Below are 21,240 nucleotides of genomic sequence, written 5' to 3'. Positions count from 1 at the left end.
CGAGCCCAGTCGACGGGACAGCTCGGGAGACGGGACGACCCAAGAGGCAGGGAAGCTCAAGAGGCAGGACGGCCCCGCCGATGGTGGGACATCGGCGGGGCCGGCCGCGTCCGGCTGGAGGACCGGAGGAGCGGAGGAGCGGAGGACCGGAGGAGCGGAGGACCGGAGGAGCGGAGGACCGACCGAGGGGTCGGGCGGATCGGAGGGACCGGAGGGATCAGAGGGCGGCGGCCAGCCGGGTGCCCTGGTCGATCGCGCGCTTGGCGTCGAGCTCGGCGGCCAGGTCGGCGCCGCCGATCAGGTGGGCGGCGACGCCGAGGGCGGTGAGCTCCTCGTGCAGGGTGCGGCGGGGCTCCTGGCCGGTGCAGAGGACCACGTGGTCGACCGGGATGAGGCGGGCCTGGCCGTCCACCGTGATGTGCAGGCCCTCGTCGTCGATCCGGTCGTAGCTCGCGCCCGCGACGGTGGTGACGCCACGGTGCTTGAGCTCGGTGCGGTGGATCCAGCCGGTGGTCTTGCCGAGGCCGGCGCCGACCTTGCTGGTCTTGCGCTGGAGCAGGTGGACGGTGCGCGGGGAGACCGGGCGGACCGGGGTCGCGAGGCCGCCGGGGGTGCGGTGTTCGGTGTCCACGCCCCACTGCTCGAAGAAGGCGGCCGGGTCCTGGGCGGCCGAGCGGCCCGGGTCGGTCAGGTACTCGGCCACGTCGAAGCCGATGCCGCCGGCGCCCAGGATCGCGACTCGCTCGCCGACCTCGACCTCGCCGCGCAGCACTGCCAAGTAGCCGACCACACTGGGGTGTTCGATGCCCTCCAGCTCCGGGGTGCGCGGGGTGACGCCGGTGGCGACCACGATCTCCTCGTAGCCCTCGCCGGCCAGCGTCTCGCCGGAGACCAGCGTGCCGAGCCGCAACTCGACCTTGTGCGCCTCCAGTTGGTGCCGGTAGTAGCGCAGGGTCTCGTCGAACTCCTGCTTGCCGGGCACCTTGCGGGCCACGTTGAGCTGGCCGCCGATCTCCTCGGCCGCGTCGTAGAGGGTGACGGCGTGGCCGCGCTCGGCGGCGGTGACGGCGCAGGCGAGCCCGGCCGGGCCGGCGCCGATCACGGCAACTCGCTTGCGCAGCCGGGTCGGTGCGAGCACCAGCTCGGTCTCGTGGCAGGCGCGCGGGTTGACCAGGCAGGAGGTGATCTTGCCGCTGAAGGTGTGGTCCAGGCAGGCCTGGTTGCAGCCGATGCAGGTGTTGATCGCCTCGGGCGCGCCGGTCGCGGCCTTGGCCACGAACTCCGGGTCGGCCAGCAGCGGGCGGGCCAGCGAGACCAGGTCGGCCCGACCCTCGGCGAGCAACTGCTCGGCCAGCTCAGGGGTGTTGATCCGGTTGGTGGTCACCAGCGGGACGTTGACCGAGCCCATCAGCTTCTGGGTGACCCAGGTGTAGGCGCCGCGCGGCACCGAGGTGGCGATGGTGGGGATCCGCGCCTCGTGCCAGCCGATGCCGGTGTTGATGATGCTGGCGCCGGCCGCCTCGATCGCCCGGGCCAGCTCGATCACCTCGGGCAGGGTGGAGCCGCCGGGGACGAGGTCGAGCATGGAGAGCCGGTAGATCAGGATGAACTCGGCGCCGAGCCGCTCGCGCACCCGGCGGACGATCTCCACCGGGAAGCGCATCCGGTTCTGGTAGGAGCCGCCCCAGCGGTCGGTGCGGTGGTTGGTCTGCGCGGCGATGAACTCGTTGATCAGGTAGCCCTCGGAGCCCATGATCTCGACGCCGTCGTACCCGGCGCTGCGGGCCAGCTCGGCGCAGCGGACGAAGTCCTCGACGGTCTGCTCGACCTGCTCGTCGGTGAGCTCGTTCGGCACGAAGGGGCTGATCGGGGCCTGCAGGGCACTGGGCGCGACCAGGTCCTCGTGGTAGGCGTACCGGCCGAAGTGCAGGATCTGCATGGCGATCTTGCCGCCGGCCGCGTGCACGGCCTCGGTGACGACCCGGTGCTCGACCGCCTCCTGCTCGGTGGTCAACTTGGCGCCGCCGCCCCAGGGCCGGCCGGCCTCGTTGGGGGCGATGCCGCCGGTGACGATCAGGCCGACACCGCCGCGCGCCCGGGTGGCGTAGAACTCGGCCATCCGCTCGAACCCGTCGGCGGCCTCCTCCAGGCCGACGTGCATCGAGCCCATGATCACTCGGTTCGGCAGGGTGGTGAACCCCAGGTCGAGCGGGCTCAGCAGGTGCGGGTACGCGGTCATGCGGCGCCTCCTCGGCGGTGTGGTCGCACCAAGGTAGAGGCGCGCGGCGCCCTTATGCAACTAGTTGCAGAACCTCGCGAGAAACACACCGGCTCAGCGCGCGCCCCTCCCCTGACCGCCGGCCTGACCGACAGCCTGGCCAGCGACCTGACCGAGGGCCTGGCCAGCGACCTGACCGGCAGCCTGACCGGCAGCCCGGCCCGCGGCCTGGATCGCGGCCAGCCGGTCCGCCGCCGAGGCGATCAGCAGGTCCAGCGCGAGCGGATAGCCGGAGAACCGCATCTCCACGGTCAGCAGCCCCGCCGTGGCCGCGATGTTGGGGTGGCTCCGGGCCGACAGGTGCGCGTACCGCTCCTGCCAGACCGACTCGTCCGCCTCCCGGGCCGCGTCCGGCAGGGCGTCGGCGGCGGCGTCGAGTATCGCGAAGCCAAGGCCCTGGTCGACGAAGGCGTGGTAGAGCCGGACGGCCTCGGCGTCGGGGAAGCCGGCCCGGCGGAGCAGGCCGAGGATGTTCTCCACCGCCGCCATCTCGTGCGCGCGGCCGGTGGTGCGGTAGCCGGCCAGCCGGGCGGCCTGCGGGTGGGTGCGATAGCAGGCGTGGATCCGCAGGCCGATCGCCCGCAGGTCGGCCTGCCAGTCGCCGGTGGGCTCCCAGCCGCACTGGGCCCGGCCGATCAGCTCGTCGGCCACCGCGAGCAGCAGGTCGTCGGCGCTGCGGAAGTAGCGGTAGAGCGCGCTCGGATCGGCACCGAGGGCGAGGCCGAGGCGACGCACCGTGAGCGCCTCCGAGCCGTGCTGTGCGAGCAGCCGCAGCGCCGTCTCGACGATCAGCTCCTCCGACAGCACCGTGCCGGTCTTGGTGGGCTTGCGTCGCCTACGCTGTGGTTCGGGTACGACTCGATCGCTCATCCACTGCACCGCCCTTCGGCTCCCCCGCGCTGCGCGCCGGCAGACGCCACCTTATGTCAACGGCGTTGACGCGTGAAGGCCACGGAGAGTTTCATGTCCACCCACCAGGCCGCTGCGCGCGGCCCGACCAGGGCCGCCCCGCACGCGGTCCTTCTCCGGGGCCGCCCCACGCGGCCCCTGTCTCACATTGGTGGTGGGTACATTGAGAGCAGTAGCCCAGGACGAGGCGAGAGCCGACCGCGTGGCGGGCGGCGCACAGACGTCGATGCACAAGTCGCTCGGCGTGGTGGACGGCGTGGTGCTCGCCGCGTCCAGTACGGCGGCGACCTCCAGCATCGGCATCGGGCTCGGCTTGATCGCCGGGATCGTCGGGCTGCACCTGCCCGCGATCATGCTGATCTCCTTCCTCCCCGTGGTCGCGATCGCCGGGGCGTACGGACGGCTCAACCGGGTGGAGCCCAACGCGGGCAACTCGTACACCTGGGTCGGCCGCACGCTCAACCCCTGGCTGGGCTTCCTGACCGGCTGGGTCAACGTGGTCGGCACCATCGTCTTCCTCGCCTACACCGTCGCCGTCACCGGTTCGGCCCTACTGCAGCTCGCGGGCCAGGCCGGGCTGCACCACCTCGCCGGGCTCACCCTCGACCCGGACACCACCTGGCAGGCCACCGTCCTCGGCATGGTGGTGCTGATCGCGGCCACCCTGGTCGCGGTGAAGGGGGTCGCGCTCGCCACCCGGCTGCAGAAGTACCTGCTGATCTTCGAGTACGCGGTGCTGCTCGGCTTCTGCGGCTACGGGCTGTTCGCCGGCGACCAGCCGTTCTCGCTCTCCTGGTACGACCCGTTCGCGATCCCCTCGATGGGCGCGCTGGCCCAGGGCATGATCCAGGCCGTCTTCTGTTACTGGGGCTTCGAGGCCGTCTTCACCGTCGGCGAGGAGGTCCGCGACCCCAAGGACGCCTCCCGCGGCGGCCAGATCGCGCTGTTCACCGTGCTCGGCCTCTTCCTGCTCGCCTCCACCGCCTTCCAGCGGGTGCTCCCGCTGGACGAGCTGGCCGGCAACGGCGCCAACGGCCTCACCTACTTCGGCGAGCGGCTCGCCCACCAGCCGCTGGCCGCCCTCCCGCTGGTCGCGCTCACGCTCTCCGCCGTGGCCTCGCTGCAGGCCAACGTGATCCCCTCCGCCCGCGGCATGTATGCCATGGGCCGGGACGGCACGGTCGGCAAGGTCTGGACCCGGCTGCACCCCAAGTACGCCACCCCGGTGGCCGGCACCGTGCTGCTCACCGCCATCGCCGCCGCCATCTCGCTGGTCATGCTGATCATCCCGACCGTCACCGAGCTGATCAACGCCGCGGTCAACGCGATCGGCATCGTGGTCTCGCTCTACTACGCGCTCACCGCGATCGCCGCCGCCGTCCGCTTCCGCGGCCTGCTGCGCACCGCCCCGCTGGAGGCGCTGCGCGCCGTGGTCGCCCCGCTGCTCGGCGCCGCCGTGCTGCTCTCCGTCGGCGGCTACCTGGCCTGGACCTTCTTCGACTCGGCCGACCACTTCGAACTCGCGGCCGACAACGGCTGGTTCCAGCTGCTCTGCCCCGTCCTGATGATCGTCAGCGGCCTGCTCGTGGCAGCCTGGGCGAAGTACCGCCGCAAGTCGGAGTACTTCCGCACCGGCCGCGGCACGGACGCCGAAGCGGCCGACCTGATCACCGCGTCCTGACCACCGCGCCTGATCACCCCTCCTGATCCACCTCCCCTGGAGCAATTCCCTTGAACCACGCGGATCTCGTCTTCACCAACGGGCCGGTCTTCACCGCCGACCCGGCCCGCACCCGGGCCACCAGCCTCGCCGTCACCGGCGAGCGGATCACCGCCGTCGGCCACGACGAGGTGCGGGAGCTGATCGGCCCGAAGACCGAGGTGGTCGACCTGGCCGGCAAGCTGCTCGTGCCCGGCTTCCAGGACTCGCACATCCACGCCGTCTACGGCGGCGTGGAACTCGGCGAGTGCGACCTGAGCGACACCGTCGGGGTCGAGGAGTACCTCGACCGGGTGCGCGCCTTCGCCGAGGCGCACCCGGAGCGGGAGTGGATCACCGGCAGCGGCTGGTCGCTGGAGAGCTTCGAGGGCGGCCTGCCCACCCGGCAGCTGCTCGACCGGGTGGTACCGGACCGCCCGGTCTACCTGGTCAACCGCGACCACCACGGCGCCTGGGCCAACTCCCGGGCGCTGGAGCTGGCCGGGCTCACCAAGGACAGCCCGGACCCGGCCGACGGCCGGATCGAGCGGGAGGCCGACGGCACCCCCAGCGGGGTGCTCCAGGAGGGCGCCACCGGCCTGGTCGCCAGGCTGGTGCCGCCCACCACCTTCGAGGAGCGGGTGGCCGGCCTGCAGCGGGCCCAGCAGCTGCTGCACTCGCTGGGCATCACCGGCTGGCAGGACGCCCTGCTCGGCGTCTTCAACGGCCAGCCCGACCCCTCGGACGCCTACCTGGCCGCCGCCCGGGCCGGCACCCTGACGGCCAGGGTGCGCGGGGCGCTCTGGTGGGACCGCGGCCGGGGCGGCGAGCAGATCGCCGAACTGATCGAGCGCCGCGCCGAGTTGTGGTACGGCCGGTTCGTCGCCAGCTCGGTCAAGATCATGCAGGACGGCATCGCGGAGAACTTCACCGCCGCCCTGGGCACCCCCTACCTGGACGGCTGCGGCTGCGCCACCGGCACCAGCGGGCTCAGCTTCGTCGACCCGGTCGCCCTGCGCGGCTACGTCACCGAGCTGGACGCGCACGGCTTCCAGGTGCACTTCCACGCGCTCGGCGACCGCGCGGTGCGCGAGGCGCTGGACGCGATCGAGGCCGCCCGCGCCGCGAACGGCTTCCGCGACACCCGCCACCACCTGGCCCACCTCCAGGTGGTGCACCCGGACGACCTGCCGCGCTTCGCCAAGCTCGGCGCGATCGCCAACATCCAGCCGCTCTGGGCCTGCCACGAGGCGCAGATGGACGAGCTCACCATCCCGTTCCTCGGGCCCGAGCGCGCCGCCTGGCAGTACCCGTTCGGCGGCCTGCTGCGGGCCGGGGCCACCCTCTGCGCGGGCAGCGACTGGCCGGTCTCCAGCCCGGACCCGCTGGCCGGCCTGCACGTGGCCGTCAACCGCCTGGAGCCCGAGACCGACCACGGCCGGGTCTTCTACCCCGAGCAGCGGCTCGACCTGACCACCGCGCTCACCGCCTACACCGCGGGCTCCGCCCACGTGAACGGCTGGGACGAGGCGGGCAGCCTGCGGGCCGGGCTGCTGGCCGACCTGGTCGTGCTGGACCGGGACATCCTCACCGAGGACCCGCTGGGCATCGCCGACGCCAAGGTCGAGCAGACCTTCGTCGGCGGCGAGCGCGTCTTCGGCTGAACCGGGGTCGGCGTCAACTGACCCGGAGGTCGCCGTCAACCCGCCCGGGGTGGTGCACTCTCCGCCGGACGCACCACCCCGGGGCCGCTCACTCCCCACCGCGTTCAGAACAGCGTCTCCCCGCCGCCGCTCTCGCCCCGGTGGATCGACTTGCCCGGCAGATGGGCGAGTTCGGGGCACCAGCGCCGCACGTACGCGCCCTCCGGGTCGTAACGCTCGGCCTGGCGCAGCGGGTTGAGCACCCGGTTCGGCCGAGTGTCGTTGCCGGTGCCGGCCACCCACTGCCAGTTGAGCTGGTTGTTGGCCAGGTCGCCGTCCACCAGCAGCCGCAGGAAGTGCCGGGCGCCGACCCGCCAGTCGTGCCCGAGGGTCTTGGTCAGGTAGCTGGCCGTGATCAGCCGGGCCCGGTTGTGCATCCAGCCCTCCCGGGCGAGTTGGCGCATCCCGGCGTCCACGATCGGCACCCCGGTGCGTCCCTGCCGCCAGGCCTCCGCCTCCGCCTCATCCTCCCGCCAGACCTTGCCCCGGTCGCGGTAGTCCTGCCAGGCGGCCTGCGGGGTGGCGGCCAGCACCTGGTGGTGGAAGTCCCGCCAGGCCAGCTGGCGGACGAAGGCCTCGGCGCCCGGGCCCGGCAACTCCATCGCCCGGACGGTCAGTTCGGTGGGCGAGAGGCAGCCGAAGTGCAGGTAGGGCGAGAGCCGCGAGGTGCCGTCGTCGGCCAGCGCGTCGTGCAGCTCCTCGTACCGCTCGGGCGACCAGGCCTGCCAGCGGCGCCGGGCCTCGCGCTCCCCGCCCGTCGGCAGCTCGGGCGAGTCGGCCTTCGCAGTGGGGATCGGCAGGCTCTCCAGTTCCTCGGGCACGGGCATGGCGCGCGGGGCGCCCAGCGGGCTGCGGCGTTCGGCCGACTGCCAGGCCCGGTGGTACGGGGTGAAGACGGCGTAGTGCGAGCGCCCGCTCGGCAGCACCGCCCCGGGCGCCACCACGGTCACCGACCCCTCGTGCACCCGCAGCCGTCCGCCCAGCGCGGCCTGCAGCTCGGCCTCCCGACGCTGTGCGAAGCCGCTCACTCCCGCCGCCACGTGCACGCTGCGGGCGCCCAACTGCTCGGCCAGGCGGGCCGTTTCGACCGCCGCGCGGCCCCGGCGCAGGATCAGCCGGCCGCCGATCCGGCGCAGCGAGTCGTCCAGGTCGGCGAGGCAGTCGGCCAGAAAGGCCGACCGGTTGGGGCAGGGGAAGCCGCCGGCCTCGATGTCGGTGTCGAGCACGAAGAGCGGCACCACCTGGTCGGCGTCGCGCCGGGCGGCGTGCAGCACGGGGTTGTCGTGCAGGCGGAGGTCCTGGGTGAGCAGGGCGATGGAGACGTTCACCGGTACGGGTCCAAGGGTCGTGGGCGGATGGGGAGTCGGGGTCAGGAGGTCAGGATCCCCGGCGGCGCGGGGGCCACGGGATGAACGGGCTGGTCCGGGCGGCGTAGGCGGCCCACTCGGGCCGGGTCGCGCGCAGTCGGCGTTCGAGCAGCGGTCGGCCGCTGCCGAAGGCCAGCAGCCAGGTCATCAGCAGCGGGGCGGGCAGGTAGGCCCAGCCGGCCGGGGTGCCGAGGACCAGCAGGGTCAGGCCCCACCAGACGCAGGCGTCGCCGAAGTAGTTGGGGTATCGGGTCCAGGCCCGCAGGCCGGTGGTCAGCAGCTGCCCCCGGTGGGCCGGATCGGCCTGGAACCGGGCGAGTTGGGCGTCGCCGACCGCCTCGAAGACCAGACCCAGGGCCCAGAGCGCGGTGCCGGCCACGGCCAGGCCGAGCGGGGGCGCGGGCAGCCAGGAGGCGGCCTGCACCGGCAGCGAGACGCACCAGACCAGGACGGCCTGCAGCAGGTAGACCTTGGTCAGCACCGTCAGCAGACCGCCGCCGGCGAGCATCGCGGCGTAGCGCGGATCCTCCCCCGCGCCCCGGGCCCGCCACCAGAGGTGGGCGGAGAGCCGCCCGCCCCAGAGCACCACCAGCACGGTGCTCAGCAGGCCCCGGCCGCCGGAGAGCGCGCAGGCGGTGAGGCCGACGGCGGCGAAGGCCAGCCCCCAGGCGACGTCCACGCCCCGGTGCCGGCCGGTGCGCAGGCCCACCGCGAAGGCGGCGAGCAGCACGGCGAGCACCACCAGGGCGGTGAGCAGCAGAGTCCGGAGCACCACGGTTCAGCCCTCCCGGGTGAGCAGCAGCTGGCGCACGTCCAGGTAGCCGGTGCGGAAGCCGGCCTCGGAGTAGGCGAGGTAGAACCGCCACATCCGCCGGAAGACCTGGTCGAAGCCGAGTTCGCCGACCTCCGCCGCGTGCTCGGCGAACCGTTCGCGCCAGAGCCGCAGGGTCTCCGCGTAGTGCTGCCCGAAGCCCACGGCGGCCCTCAGTCGAAGCCCGGTCTCCCGTTCGGCGGTGTCCGCGATGGCCCGGAGCGAGGGGATCCGGCCGCCGGGGAAGACGTACTTGAGGATCCAGGTCTGGGTCTCGCTGCTGGCGAGCATCCGCTCGTGCGGCATGGTGATCGCCTGCAGCGCCACCCGGCCGCCGGGGGCGAGCACCCGGTCGAGGGTGGCGAAGTAGGCGGGCCAGTACGCCCGGCCGACCGCCTCGATCATCTCCACGCTGAGCACGGCGTCGTAACTCCCTTGCACCGCACGGTAGTCGCAGAGCCGCACCTCGACCCGGTCGGTCAGCCCGGCGGCGGCGATCCGGCGGCGGGCCAGCGCCTGCTGCTCGGTGGAGAGGGTCAGGCTGACCACCCTGGCCCCCCGGGCGGCGGCCCGCAGGGCCAACTCGCCCCAGCCGGTGCCGATCTCCAGCACCCGGCTGCCGGAGTCGACCCGGGCCAGGTCGAGCAGCCGGTCGATCTTGCGGTGCTGGGCGGCGGGCAGACCGGCCCAGTCGGCCTGCGGGGTGCCGTCGGGGCCGAGCGGGAAGAGGGCCGAGGAGTAGGTCATGGTCGGGTCGAGGAAGAGCGCGAAGAGCTCGTTGGAGAGGTCGTAGTGGCGGCTGATGTTGCGCCGGGCGTTCTCCGGAGTGCCGAGCTCGGCCTCGGGCGGGCGGCGGACGTAGAGCCGGCGCAGCCGGCCGGTGCCGGCCGGCACCAGGGTCTCGGGGGCCTCGGCGAGCGCGGTGAGCAGGCCGACCAGGTCCGGGGCGTCCCAGTCGCCCGCCTGGTACGACTCGCCGAAGCCGATCAGCCCGCCCGCGCCGACCCGCTGCCGGAAGCTCTCCGGCCGGTGCAGCCGCAGCACCGGCGCCCCGGGCGGCGCGGCCACCAGGCAGCGTCCGTCGGGCAGTTGGACGCCGATCCGGCGCTGCCGGGCCGCCCGGCGGAGCAGCCACCAGGCCACCGCCCCGCGCACCGGCGCCTGCGGCACCCGGGCCACGTCCGGCCAGCGCAACGGGTCGACGGCGGTGGGGAGTTCGAGTACCGATCGGGTGGTTCGGGTGGTCATGGGCCTGCATCCCCCTGCGGTCGCGGCTGGACGGGCAGGCCGCGCAGCAGCAGCCGGATGCCCTGGTAACGGATGTGCGCGCTGACCGCGTAGGTCGCGAACGGGTGGCGCAGCGCCGCGGCGAGCAGGGCTCGCACCCCGGCCGGACGCCGCTCGCCGCGGACGGTGGCGCAGAAGGCGGTGCCGTCCGGGCGGTCCAGCCGGACGGAGAGGTCGAGCCGCGCGCCGGGCTCGGGCAGCCGCAGCCGGTACGCGCCGTCCACCGGGAAGAACGGCGAGACGTAGAACCGCTTGGGCACCGGGCTTTCCTCGACCAGGTAACGGTGGTGCTGGCCGTAGGTGTTGTGCACCTCGGCGACGGTGCAGACCGGCTGCCCGGCGGCATCCCGGCACCAGTAGACCGTGAGCGGGTTGAAGACGTGGCCGAGCGAGCGGGCCTGGGTGAGCATCAGCACCCGGCCGGCCGGGTCGAGCGCGATGCCCTCCCCCGCGAGGTACGCCGTCAGGTTCTGACGGATCGTCAAGCCTGGGTCGCCCGGGTGGTCGGCGCTGCGGAACCGGGCCAGCGGGCGGAGCAGCGCAGGCACCGGCGGCAGGTGGTCGAGGTCGACCAGCCAGAGGTAGCTGCGGTGGGTGAAGGCGTGGCGCAGCGGGGTGCGGCGCAGGTGGCCGATCCGGGCCTCGTACAGCGCCGCACCCCACGGCCCGGGCAGCGGACTGCCCTGCCCGGCAGGCGAGTCCACGGCGCCGTCAGTCCGGTCCGCCACGGCCGCGCGGCGGTCCGCCGCCACAGCACGGCGGTTCACCACGGCCTCGCAGCGGTGACCGGCTCGGGGGCCTGGCCGAGCAGGGCGGCGGCGGCCTCCGCGCCGGAGCGGCAGCCGTCCTCGTGGAAGCCCCAGCCGTGGTACGCCCCGGCGAAGGCCGTGCGGCCGGTGGTGAGTTCGGGCAGCCGGCGCTGGGCGGCGATCGTCTCGGTGGTGTAGACCGGATGCTCGTAGACCGTCCGGGAGACCACCGCCTCGGGCGGCACCGGGCGCTGCTCGTTGAGGGTGACCAGGTAGTCCTCCGCCGTCTCCAGGCCGAGCAGCCGGTTGAGGTGGTAACTCACCTGTACCCGGCGGGAGTCGTCGGAGCAGGTGGGCATCAGGTAGTTCCAGGAGGCCCGGGCCCAGACCGCGTGCGGCAGCCAGGAGGCGTCCCGGTGCAGCACGGTGGGGTTGCGGGAGTACCGGAAGGCGCCGAGCACCTCGCGTTCGGGCCGGGTCGGGTCGGCCAGCAGCCGCAGGGCCTGGTCGGCGTGGGTGGCGATCACCACGGCCGTGGCCCCGGTACGGCGGCCGTCCGCGGTGACCAGCTCCACGCCGTCGGCGTGCCGGGTCACCGCCCGGACCGGGGCCGAGCGGTGCACCGCGCCGAGCCGTTCGGCGATCCGCTCCACGTAGGTGCGGGAGCCGCCGACCACCGTCCGCCAGGTCGGCGAGCCGGTCACCCCGAGCAGGCCGTGGTTGGCCAGGAAGGTGAACAGGTACCGCGCGGGGTAGTCGCCCGCCACGTCCGGCGCGCAGGACCAGACGGCCGCCACCAGCGGGGTCACGAAGTGGCTCGCGAAGTACGGGGTGAAGCCGCCCTCGACCAGGAAGGCCCGCAGGGTGGGCTCGCCGGCCGCCGGATCGGCCAGCAGCCGCCGGGCCCGGCGGTGGAAGAGCGGCACCTGGGCCAGCAGCCGCAGGTACCGCCCGCGCAGCAGCGCCTCCGGCCGGGCCAGCAGCCCGGCCGGGCCCCGGGCACCCGCGTACTCCAGGCCGCAGCCCTCGCAACGCACCGACATGCTCATCTCGCTCGGCCGGGTGCGGACCCCCAACTCCCGGAACAGCGCGGTGAGTCGGGGGTAGGTCCGCTCGTTGTGCACCAGGAAGCCGGTGTCCAGCGGCAGCACCCGGCCGTCCGCGCCGGTCACCTCCTGGGTGTGCGCGTGCCCGCCGAGCCGGGGCTGGGCCTCGAACAGCTCCACCACCGCCCCGGCCCGCCGCAGCTCGTACGCCGCCGTCAGCCCGGCCACGCCGGAGCCGACCACGGCCACCCTGGCACCGCTCTCGAATCTCGTCACGTCCTTCATTCGGAGCAGCGGCGCTGCCGGATGGGTGCCGGGGCACCCTGACTCCCCCGGCCGAACGGCTGCCCGGCCGAACGGCTGCCCGGCTGAACGGGCTCCCTCGGCCGAACGGGCTCCCTCAGCTGAACGGGAGCAGCAGCACCGGCGCCCCGCTCGGGTGGGCCGAACCGCCGGCCGGCTCCACCGTCACCCCCACCCCCGCCGCGCCGCCGATCGCCCCGGCGAGCACCAGCGAACCGTCGCCGCTGCCGAGCAGTCCGGCCGGGCGCATCACCCCGGCGTCGTTGAACCAGAGCTGGTAGGTGGTGCCGGCCTTGGGCTGGGGCAAGCCGGCGGCCAGGAAGGCGGCCTGGCCCTGGGCGGCCGACCAGACCACGGTGCCGGACCCGCCGCCGTCCCGGGCGGTGGCCGTCCGGGCGTCGGGAGCGGCCAGCACCGCGCCGAACCGGGCCGACTCGGCGGCCGCCGCGGCGGCCGAGGCGCTGGCCCGAGCCGCCGCCTGCCGGGCCTGGTCGGCGTCCTGGTGCTGCTGCACCGCGACCCCGCCGAGCCCCGCCGCGAGGGCGACGGCCGCCGCCAGCGCGAACTTGGACCCGTGCCGGGCCCACCAGCCGCGCGGCCGGCCCGCCGGGGCACCGGCCGGGGAGAGCTGACCGCTGGGCGCCAGCTGGCGGACCTCGGGCAGCGCGGCCAGCACCCTGGCCTTGAGCGCGGGCGGCACCGGCACGGCCTCGGCCACGCCGAGCCGGGCCAGCGTGGCGGCGAACTCGTCCACCTCCGCCGAGCAGGCCGGGCACCGGGCCAGGTGCTGCTCGAACGCCTCCCGCTCGGTGTCGGCCAGCGCGTGGGCCGCGTAGGCCCCGGTGAGCGTGTGCAGATCGGGCGACGTGGTCATGCCCCCACCCCCAGGCAGTCGCGGAGCCGGATCAGGCCGTCCCGCATCCGGGTCTTGACGGTGCCGAGCGGTGTGCCGAGCATCTCGGCCACCTCCGGATAGGAGTAACCCCGGTAGTAGGCCAGGGTCACCGACTCGCGCTGCAACTCGGTGAGCGTCTTCAGGCAGCGCCGCACCTGCTCCCGCTCCAGCCGGCCCTCGGCCAGCTCGGCGGTCTCGTCGAACACCGGGGCGTGCGCCTGGGCAGCGGCCCGCTGGTCCCGGTCGGCGGCGGCCTGCGCGGAGCGGACCCGGTCCACGGCCCGGCGGTGCGCCATGGTCAGCACCCACGGCAGCACCTCGCCGCGGTCGGGGCGGTAGCGGGCGGCGGTGCGCCAGAGCTCCAGCATCACCTCCTGCGTCACCTCCTCCGACTGCGCCGGGTCCCGCAGCACCCGCCGGACCAGCCCGAACACCGGCCCGGCTACCGCGTCGTACAGTCGTGCGAACGCGTCCTGGTCGCCGAAGGCCACCTTGGCGACCAGCTCCTTGAGATCCGGCCCCCGCCACCTCGGGGTGGCGAGCGGCACGACGGTGCTCACCGCGCGACCTCCCCGCTCCGCTCACTCGCACGGACGGCGCGCATACCAACCTCCAGGGAGACGCCCTCCGGCCGGACGACCCGCCGGAGGCTACGGACGCGGCGGAAGGACCGCCGACACGTACCGTTCGGAGCCGCCACCGGGCCGGATTGGTGCAGGCTCGGAACCGTCCCGCCCCACGGCGTGCGCGCAGCCTCCCACAGCCCGGCCGCCGCACCGAACCGCCTGGCCGTCCGCTCCGAATCCGGATGAACCGGTACGAACAACACTGCCTTCGACCGCCGCACGGTCCCGCACCACCAGGAGTCCGCCATGCCGTCCACCCCTCCCCCGGCCCCCGCCGCCCCGCAGCGCTGCCTGGTCACCGGCGCGACCGGCTACCTCGGCGGCCGGCTGGTGCCCGAACTGCTCGAGGCCGGGCACCGGGTGCACTGCCTGGTCCGCGACCCGGCCCGGCTGCGGGACCACCCCTGGCGGGCCGAGGTGACGGTCGTGACCGGGGACGTCACCCGGCCGGACACCCTGGCCGGGGCCTTCGAGGGCATCGACGTCGCCTACTACCTGGTGCACTCGCTCGGCACCGGGCCCGGCTTCGAGCAGACCGACCGGGAGGCGGCCCGGGCCTTCGGCGAGGCGGCGGCGAAGGCCGGCTGCCGCCGGATCGTCTACCTCGGCGGCCTCGTCCCGCGCGGGGTGCCCGAGGCCGAGCTCTCCCCCCACCTCCGCTCCCGCGCCGAGACCGGCCGCGCCCTGCGGGCGGGCGGCGTCCCGGTGGTGGAGCTGCGGGCGGCCGTGGTGCTCGGCTCCGGCTCGGTCTCCTTCGAGATGCTGCGCCACCTGACCGAACGCCTGCCGATGATGGTCACCCCCAGCTGGGTGGACACCCGCATCCAGCCGATCGCCGTCCGCGACGTGCTCCGCTACCTGGCCGCCTGCGCCGACCCAGGGGCGCTCCCGCCCGACACCGACCGGGTCTTCGACATCGGCGGGCCGGAGGTGCTGACCTACCGGGAGATGATGCGCCGTTACGCCCGGATCGCCGGGCTGCCCCGGCGGGTGATCGTGCCGGTGCCGGTGCTCACGCCCCGGCTCTCCAGCCACTGGGTCGGGCTGGTCACCCCGGTGCCGAACGCGCTGGCCCGCCCGCTGGTCGAGTCGCTCCGGCACGAAGTGGTCTGCGGCGAGCACGACATCGCCCGCTGGGTGCCCGACCCGCCGGAGGGGCTGCTCGGCTTCGACCGGGCCGTCCGGCTGGCCCTCAAGCGGATCCAGGACGCCGAGGTCACCACCCGCTGGTCCTCCGCCTCGCTCCCCGGCGCACCGAGTGACCCGCTCCCCACGGACCCGGCGTGGGCCGGCGGCAGTCTGTACGAGGACCTCCGCGAACGCACCGTCACCACCCCGCCCGAGACGGTCTGGCGCACGATCGAGGGCATCGGCGGCAGCAACGGCTGGTACTCCCTCCCGCTCGCCTGGTCCGTGCGGGGCCGGCTGGACCGGCTGGTGGGCGGGGTCGGCCTGCGGCGCGGGCGCCGCGACCAGCAGCGGCTCCGGGTCGGCGACGCCCTGGACTTCTGGCGGGTCGAGGAGATCGAACCGGGCCGCCTGCTGCGCCTGCGCGCCGAGATGCGGCTCCCCGGCCTGGCCTGGCTCGAACTCACCGTCACCCCCACGCCCACCGGCGGCACCCACTACCACCAGCGCGCCCTCTTCCACCCGCACGGCCTGGCCGGCCACGCCTACTGGTGGTCCGTCGCCCCCTTCCACTCCCTGGTCTTCAACGCCATGGCCGACAACATCACCGGCAACCACCCCTGACCTGCGGTTCTCACCGGCTCCTTCACTCTTCCGGGTGTATCCGCAACTCCGACCCATCCGGGCCCGGGGCAGGCCCGAATACCGGGTGTGAACGCCAACCAGACCCCCACCCCGCCGACCCGGCGCCGCCGCGCCGGTCTGCTGCGGGCCATGGGGGCTGCGGTGACCGGGCTGGCGGCCGCCGCAGCGGCCGTGGGGGCCGGGGAGCTGGCGGCGGCCCTGACCGGGCCGGACAGCGCCCCGGTCATCGCGGTCGGCTCCGCCGCCATCGACCTGACGCCGACTCCGCTCAAGGAGTACGCCGTCCGCACCTTCGGCACCCACGACAAGCCCGTCCTGCTCACCGGCATCTACCTCACCATGGCGGCCCTGGCCGCCCTCGCCGGACTCATCGCCGCCCGCCACCGCCGCACCGGCGCCGCCCTCTTCCTCCTCTTCGGCGCCCTCGGCACCTGGGCCGCCCTCTCCCGCCCCACCGCCACCGCCTCCCACGCCCTGCCGTCCCTCGCCGCAGCCGCCGTCGGCGCCGCCACCCTGCTGTTCCTCACTTCCCGACTCCCCGCTGCCGCACCGGAGATCGATCCCTCACCGGTCTCCCCGGCGGAGCCGCCCCGCCCCGCCCGCCGCACCTTCCTGCTCGCCACCACCGGCACCTTCGCCATCGCCGCCGTGGCCGGCTACGGCGGCCGCCGCCTCGCGGACAGCCGCTCCGACGTCTCCGCCGCCCGGGCCGCGATCCGCCTGCCCGCCCCGCCCGTGCCGGCCCGCCCGATCCCGGCGTCCGCTCACCCGGCCGTCCCCGGGCTGCCCGGATTCCGCACCGCCACCGATGACTTCTACCGGGTCGACACCGCCCTCACCCTCCCCAGGATCGACCCGCGCGAGTGGACCCTCCGGGTGCGCGGCCTGGTCGACCACCCCCTGCTGCTGAGCTTCGACGAGCTGCTGCGGCGCCCCCTCACCGAGCTCGACCACACCCTCAGCTGCGTCTCCAACGAGGTCGGCGGCCCGTACGTCTCGACCACCCGGTGGCTCGGCGCCTCGCTGCCGGACCTGCTGCGGCAGGCCGGAGTCCGGGCCGGGGCCGACCAGTTGGTGGGGCGCTCCAGCGAGGGGATGTCGATCGGCACCCCGCTGGCCGCCGTGCTCGACGGCCGCACGGCCCTGCTGGCCGTGGCGATGGACGGCGAACCGCTGCCGCTCGCCCACGGGTTCCCGTGCCGGACGGTGGTGCCCGGACTGTACGGGTACACCTCGGCCACCAAGTGGCTGGTCGACCTGGAGGTGACCACCTTCGCCGCGTACGACCCGTACTGGGTGCGGCGCGGCTGGGACCGGACGGGGCTGGTCCGGACGGCCTCCCGGATCGACGTGCCGGCTCCGTTCGCCCGGGTCCCGGCCGGGGAGGTCACCGTGGCGGGCACCGCCTGGGCCACCCACCGCGGGATCGCGGCGGTCGAAGTCCGGGTGGACGGCGGCCCGTGGGCCGAAGCCACCCTCGCGGCCGACGCCGGGCCGGACCTCTGGCGGCAGTGGAGCTACCAGTGGTCAAACGCCCGACCCGGCACCCACCGCCTCGAGGTCCGCGCCACCGATGCCACCGGCGCCGTCCAGCCGGAGGCCCGCGCCGCCCCGTTCCCGTCCGGCGCCACCGGCTGGCACAGCACGGTGGTCACCGTCACCTGAACCCCCGGATCTTCCCCACCCGCCGCCCGTGCGGCACCGCCTTGCCGAAAACAGACCCGACTCACCGACTCACCGAAGGAATTCCGATGTTCACCCTGCGCTCCAAGACCGTCGCCGCCCTGCTCGCCGCCGGCGCCCTGGCCACCGGCCTGACCGCCTGCTCCTCCGGGAGCAGCTCCAACTCGGCCTCCAGCTCCGCCAGTTCTCCGGCGAGCTCCACCAGCACCGGCAGCACCGGGAGTTCGGCCGCCGCGATGACCGACCAGCCGTTCGGCGCGGCCTGCGCGGCGGTGCCCAAGGACGGGGCGGGCAGCTTCTCCGGGATGGCCAAGGACCCGGTGGCCACCGCCGCCTCCAACAACCCGCTGCTCTCCACGCTGGTGACGGCGGTCAAGACGGCCGGGCTGGTCGACACGCTCAACTCGGCCCAGAACGTCACGGTGTTCGCCCCGACCAACGACGCCTTCGCCAAGCTGCCGAAGGACACCCTCGCCGCCGTGCTCGCCGACAAGGCCAAGCTCACCAAGATCCTCACCTACCACGTGTCCCCGACCCGGCTCGCCCCGACCGCGCTGGCCGGCACCCACAAGACGCTGGAGGGCTCGGACCTCAGCGTGACCGGCTCCGGCGAGGACTTCACCGTCAACACCAACGCCAAGGTGCTCTGCGGCAACGTCCAGACCGCCAATGCCACGGTGTACATCGTCGACACCGTGCTGATGCCCACCTCCTGACCGTGGGCCCGCTGCCAGGCCCCTGCTCGGCGGACGCGGGGGCCTGGCAGAGTGGTGTCCGTGGAGATCAGCGCGCCGCCCGTGACCGGGCTCGACCCCGACGGCTTCCTCGCTCGCGAGGGCTCGATCGACCTGGTGCCGGACCTGTTCGCCCCGGTGGTGGCCGCTGCCTGGGAGGGGATCGCCGCCGCCTTCGGGCCGGAACTGCTGCACAGCGCCTACCTGTACGGGAGCATCCCGCGCGGCACGGCCCGCCCGGGCAGCTCCGACCTCGACCTGCTGCTCGCGCTGCACCGGCCGCCCACCCCGGCCGACCGGGCCGCGGCGAAGGACCAGGAAGCCTTCCTGGACGATTCCTTCCCGCAGATCGACGGCGTCGGCATCCTGCTCTACGACACCGCCACCCTGCTGAGCGAGCTGGAGCGGTACGACCTCGGCTGGTTCCTGGCCTGCCTCTGCACCCCGCTGCTCGGCCCGGACCTCGCCGAGCAGCTGCCCCGCTACCGCCCCACCCCGCTGCTCGCCCGCGAGACCAACGGCGACCTGCACCTCGCCGTCCCGCGCTGGCAGGCCCAGCGCGACACCGCCGACCCGCAGCGGCTCACCCGCATCGTCAGCCGCCGCCTGCTGCGCTCCGCCCTCACCCTGGTGATGCCCCGCTGGGGCGGCTGGACCAGCGACCTGGCCCGGTCCGCCGAGATCGCCGCCCACTACTACCCCGAGCGCGCCGAGCAGCTGCGCCGGGCGGCCACCGCCACCCCCGCCGACCTCCCGATGCTCCTCGACGAGCTCGCCCCCTGGCTGGCCGCCGAGTACCTGGCCGTCCACGGCCCCAAGGCTCCCCGCCCCTGACCTGCGGCCCGTCGGCCGGCACCGGCCGACCCCAGCGGTGACAGCCGGCCCGCCCGCCCGCTTGACAGTGGTCCGATCGGGCATACTGCTGCCGGTGCGGACCGGCCGGCGGGCGCGGGCCGGACCGACCAGGCCAGAGGGGACAGTCGAGGCGCATGCAGACCGATCCACCGGCGGCCGAGCCACCCGCGCTCGGCCCGCTGCTGCGCGGCCTGCGCACCCGGGCGGGCCTGAGCCAGGAGGAGCTGTCGCACCGCTCCGGGATCAGCGTCCGCGCCGTGGCCGACCTCGAACGCGGCCGGGCCCGCGGCCCGCAGCGCCGTACCGTGCAGGCGCTGGCCCAGGGCCTCGGCCTGGACGAGGCCGGCGCCCGGCAGTTGGAGCAGGCCGCGAGCCCCGGCCGCTCCCGCCCGCACACGGCCCGCCCGGCCGCCACCACGGAGAGCGGTGCACCGGGCCGGCCGGTCCGAACGGCCGAGCCGCGGACCGCCCTGCTCCTCCCCCGCGCCGTCGCCGACTTCGTCGGGCGCGACCGGGAGCTGGCCGAGGTCTCGGCGGTGCTGGACCGGGCCGACGCCGCCCACGCCCCGGTGGTGCTGGTCTGCGGGCAGCCCGGGCTCGGCAAGACCGCGTTCGCCGTGCACGCCGCGTACCGGCTGGCCGAACGCTTCCCGGACGGGCAGTACTCGATCGACCTGCTCGGCATGGCCGAGGAACCGACCAGCCCGCACGAGGCCCTCGGCCGGGTGCTCTCGGCGCTGGGCGTGCCGGCCGGCGGCATCCCGGCCGGGACGGAGGCGCGCTCGGGGCTGTTCCGGACGGTGGTCCGCGACCTGCGGGCGGTCTTCGTGCTGGACAACGCGGCGGACGAGGAGCAGATCAGGCCGCTGCTCCCCGGCGCCGGCCGCTGCCTGACCATCGTCACCGGCCGCCGCACGCTCGCCGGCCTGGAGGCGGTGCACCGGATCGAACTCGCCCTGCTCCAGCCCGGGGAGGCCGTCGAACTGCTCGGCCGCATCCTCGGCCCGCAGCGGGTCGGCGAGGAGCAGCAGGCCGCGCACCGGCTGGCCGAGCTGTGCGGGCAGCTGCCGCTGGCCGTCCGGATCGCCGGGCAGCGGCTGGCCGGCCGGGCCGACGAGCGGCTGGGCAAGATGGCGGTCCAACTCGCCCGCGAGGACCGACGCTTGGACCTGCTTCAGGCCGGCACCCTGCGGGTGCGGAACGCCTTCGAGCTGTCCTACCGCCAACTCTCCCCGCCCGCCCAGGTGGTGCTGCGCCGGGCGGCGCTGACCGCGGGAGTCGACTTCAGCCTGGAGAGCGCGGCGAGGTTGGCCCGTCTGCCGCTGCGCGAGGCCGCGCTGCACGCCGACGAACTCGTGGACGCCGGCCTGCTGCAACCCCACGCCAGCGCGGAGCGGTACCGCTTCCACGATCTGCTCAAGGTCTTCGCCGGTGAGCGACTCGCCGCCCAGGAGCAACCGTCCGAACGCGAGGCCGCCCTGGACTCCTTCGCCCAGTGGCTGCTCGCCCGCACCCGGGCCGCCGCCTCGCACTTCGACGCCAAGCGCCGCCACGACGGCTCGGCCCCGGACCCCGACCCGGCCACCGCGCCCACCGACCGCGAGAGCGCCAAGGAGTGGTTGGAGGCCGAACAGGCCGAGTGGCAGGCCGCGTTGCACCGGCTGCTGGCCATCGGCCGGTACCAGGAGGTCATCGCCACCGCCGACGCGGTGCACTGGTTCGCCGAGCTCAACCAGCACTGGGACGTCTGGGCCGAGGTGTTCCGCTGCGCGGCGAAGGCCGCCGAGGCACTGGGCCGGCATGACGACCAGAGCACCCAACTCACCAACCTGGCCTGGTCGCTGAACGTCTCCGGGGACGATCCCGGGCTGGCCCTGGCCGCCGCCGACGCCGCCTCGGCCGTGGCCCGCTCGATCGAGGACCCGCAGGCGGTCTGTTCGGCGCTGGCGCACGGCGCCACGGCCCTGCACCGGCTGGGCCGGGTCAGCGAGGCGATGGAACGGCTGCGGCAGGCCGCCGAGTTGCTGGCCCCGCTGCCGGAGAGCGGGGCCCGGCTCGCCGAGCTCTTCACCCTCAACACCCTCGGCCGCTACCTGCGCGAGGCCGGCCGGGCCGAGGAGGCGCTGGAGGTGCACCGCCGCAGCGACGCGATCTGCCGGGCCGGCGTGCCCGGCAAGCCGCCCGAGCTGATGGCCCTCTATCGGGCGGCCACCTCGCTGCACCTCGGCAACGACCTGGTGGCCCTGGCACGTTGGCCCGAGGCCGAGCCCTGGCTGCGCGAGGCCCTGGCCGGCTTCGAACCCGCCGACATGCCGACCTGGACGGCCCCGAGCCGGCTCGCCCTCGGCCGCGTGCTCGCCCGCACCGGCCGCCCCGAGGAGGCCCGCCGCCTGCTCCGCGCCGCCCACACCTCCCTCGCCGCACTCCGCAGCCCCCAGGAGGCCGAGGCCGCCGCCGAGTTGGCGGCCCTGGACCGACCGGACGCCGAACCGGCGTCCTGAGGCGGCTGACCGGTCCCCGCC

At 74.8% G+C, this 21,240-nt stretch carries 16 protein-coding genes; 7 read left to right on the top strand and 9 right to left on the bottom strand.

The genetic code is table 11. The annotated features are described in order from the left end of the window. Positions 1-217: 217 nt before the first annotated feature. Positions 218-2,239 carry an NADPH-dependent 2,4-dienoyl-CoA reductase gene (locus CFP65_RS30105; protein ID WP_104819137.1) on the bottom strand — a complete coding sequence of 674 codons (2,022 nt, stop codon included), beginning with the start codon at positions 2,237-2,239 and terminating at the stop codon, positions 218-220. 93 nt (positions 2,240-2,332) lie between these two features. Next, on the bottom strand, positions 2,333-3,148 hold the full coding sequence (locus CFP65_RS30100) for a TetR/AcrR family transcriptional regulator (protein WP_104821223.1): 816 nt from the start codon (positions 3,146-3,148) through the stop codon (positions 2,333-2,335). Positions 3,149-3,413: 265 nt separating this feature from the next. On the opposite strand from CFP65_RS30100, the gene CFP65_RS30095 reads away from it, so the two are divergent. After that, the gene (locus tag CFP65_RS30095; protein WP_104821222.1) at positions 3,414-4,868 is read left to right on the top strand and encodes an APC family permease; all 1,455 of its coding nucleotides are present in this window, start codon (positions 3,414-3,416) and stop codon (positions 4,866-4,868) included. 50 nt (positions 4,869-4,918) lie between these two features. Beyond that, complete coding sequence (locus tag CFP65_RS30090) at positions 4,919-6,550, top strand: amidohydrolase (RefSeq protein WP_104819136.1); 1,632 nt, start codon at positions 4,919-4,921, stop codon at positions 6,548-6,550. Between the two features lie 104 nt (positions 6,551-6,654). On the opposite strand, the gene CFP65_RS30085 is transcribed toward CFP65_RS30090, so the two are convergent. From CFP65_RS30085 to CFP65_RS30055, 7 genes are all read right to left on the bottom strand, one after another. Next, positions 6,655-7,917 carry a deoxyribodipyrimidine photo-lyase gene (locus CFP65_RS30085; protein ID WP_104819135.1) on the bottom strand — a complete coding sequence of 421 codons (1,263 nt, stop codon included), beginning with the start codon at positions 7,915-7,917 and terminating at the stop codon, positions 6,655-6,657. Positions 7,918-7,966: 49 nt separating this feature from the next. Next, positions 7,967-8,731, bottom strand: coding sequence for a DUF1295 domain-containing protein (locus CFP65_RS30080; RefSeq protein ID WP_104819134.1), 765 nt, complete (start codon positions 8,729-8,731; stop codon positions 7,967-7,969). A 3-nt stretch (positions 8,732-8,734) separates the two neighbouring features. Further along, positions 8,735-10,015, bottom strand: coding sequence for a cyclopropane-fatty-acyl-phospholipid synthase family protein (locus CFP65_RS30075; RefSeq protein ID WP_104819133.1), 1,281 nt, complete (start codon positions 10,013-10,015; stop codon positions 8,735-8,737). Next, positions 10,012-10,728, bottom strand: coding sequence for a DUF1365 domain-containing protein (locus CFP65_RS30070; protein WP_104821221.1), 717 nt, complete (start codon positions 10,726-10,728; stop codon positions 10,012-10,014). The genes CFP65_RS30075 and CFP65_RS30070 overlap by 4 nt, the downstream gene beginning before the upstream one ends. An 89-nt stretch (positions 10,729-10,817) precedes the next feature. Then, on the bottom strand, positions 10,818-12,125 hold the full coding sequence (locus tag CFP65_RS30065) for an NAD(P)/FAD-dependent oxidoreductase (RefSeq protein ID WP_254552639.1): 1,308 nt from the start codon (positions 12,123-12,125) through the stop codon (positions 10,818-10,820). A gap of 124 nt (positions 12,126-12,249) precedes the next feature. After that, entirely contained in the window at positions 12,250-13,026 is a 777-nt protein-coding gene (locus CFP65_RS30060) for an anti-sigma factor domain-containing protein (protein ID WP_104819131.1), read from the bottom strand. After that, positions 13,023-13,607: a sigma-70 family RNA polymerase sigma factor gene (locus CFP65_RS30055; protein WP_104819130.1), complete on the bottom strand. Its 585-nt coding sequence runs from the start codon at positions 13,605-13,607 to the stop codon at positions 13,023-13,025. The genes CFP65_RS30060 and CFP65_RS30055 overlap by 4 nt, the downstream gene beginning before the upstream one ends. Positions 13,608-13,919: 312 nt before the next feature. Between CFP65_RS30055 and CFP65_RS30045 the strand changes: the two genes are divergently transcribed. The 5 genes from CFP65_RS30045 to CFP65_RS30025 all read left to right on the top strand — a co-directional run bounded on the left by CFP65_RS30045 (position 13,920) and on the right by CFP65_RS30025 (position 21,219). Next, positions 13,920-15,425: an SDR family oxidoreductase gene (locus tag CFP65_RS30045; protein WP_104819128.1), complete on the top strand. Its 1,506-nt coding sequence runs from the start codon at positions 13,920-13,922 to the stop codon at positions 15,423-15,425. 150 nt (positions 15,426-15,575) lie between these two features. Continuing rightward, on the top strand, positions 15,576-17,111 hold the full coding sequence (locus CFP65_RS30040) for a molybdopterin-dependent oxidoreductase (protein WP_104821220.1): 1,536 nt from the start codon (positions 15,576-15,578) through the stop codon (positions 17,109-17,111). Between the two features lie 86 nt (positions 17,112-17,197). Beyond that, positions 17,198-17,845, top strand: coding sequence for a fasciclin domain-containing protein (locus CFP65_RS30035; protein WP_104819127.1), 648 nt, complete (start codon positions 17,198-17,200; stop codon positions 17,843-17,845). A gap of 60 nt (positions 17,846-17,905) precedes the next feature. Further along, positions 17,906-18,697 (top strand): nucleotidyltransferase domain-containing protein, encoded by a 792-nt coding sequence (locus CFP65_RS30030; protein WP_371682480.1) that lies wholly within the window; start codon positions 17,906-17,908, stop codon positions 18,695-18,697. A gap of 155 nt (positions 18,698-18,852) precedes the next feature. Beyond that, on the top strand, positions 18,853-21,219 hold the full coding sequence (locus CFP65_RS30025) for a tetratricopeptide repeat protein (protein ID WP_104819125.1): 2,367 nt from the start codon (positions 18,853-18,855) through the stop codon (positions 21,217-21,219). Positions 21,220-21,240: the final 21 nt, after the last annotated feature.

This window comes from Kitasatospora sp. MMS16-BH015 (genome assembly GCF_002943525.1).
Lineage (GTDB): Bacteria > Actinomycetota > Actinomycetes > Streptomycetales > Streptomycetaceae > Kitasatospora.
This window is presented reverse-complemented; position numbering and strand designations above follow the sequence as displayed.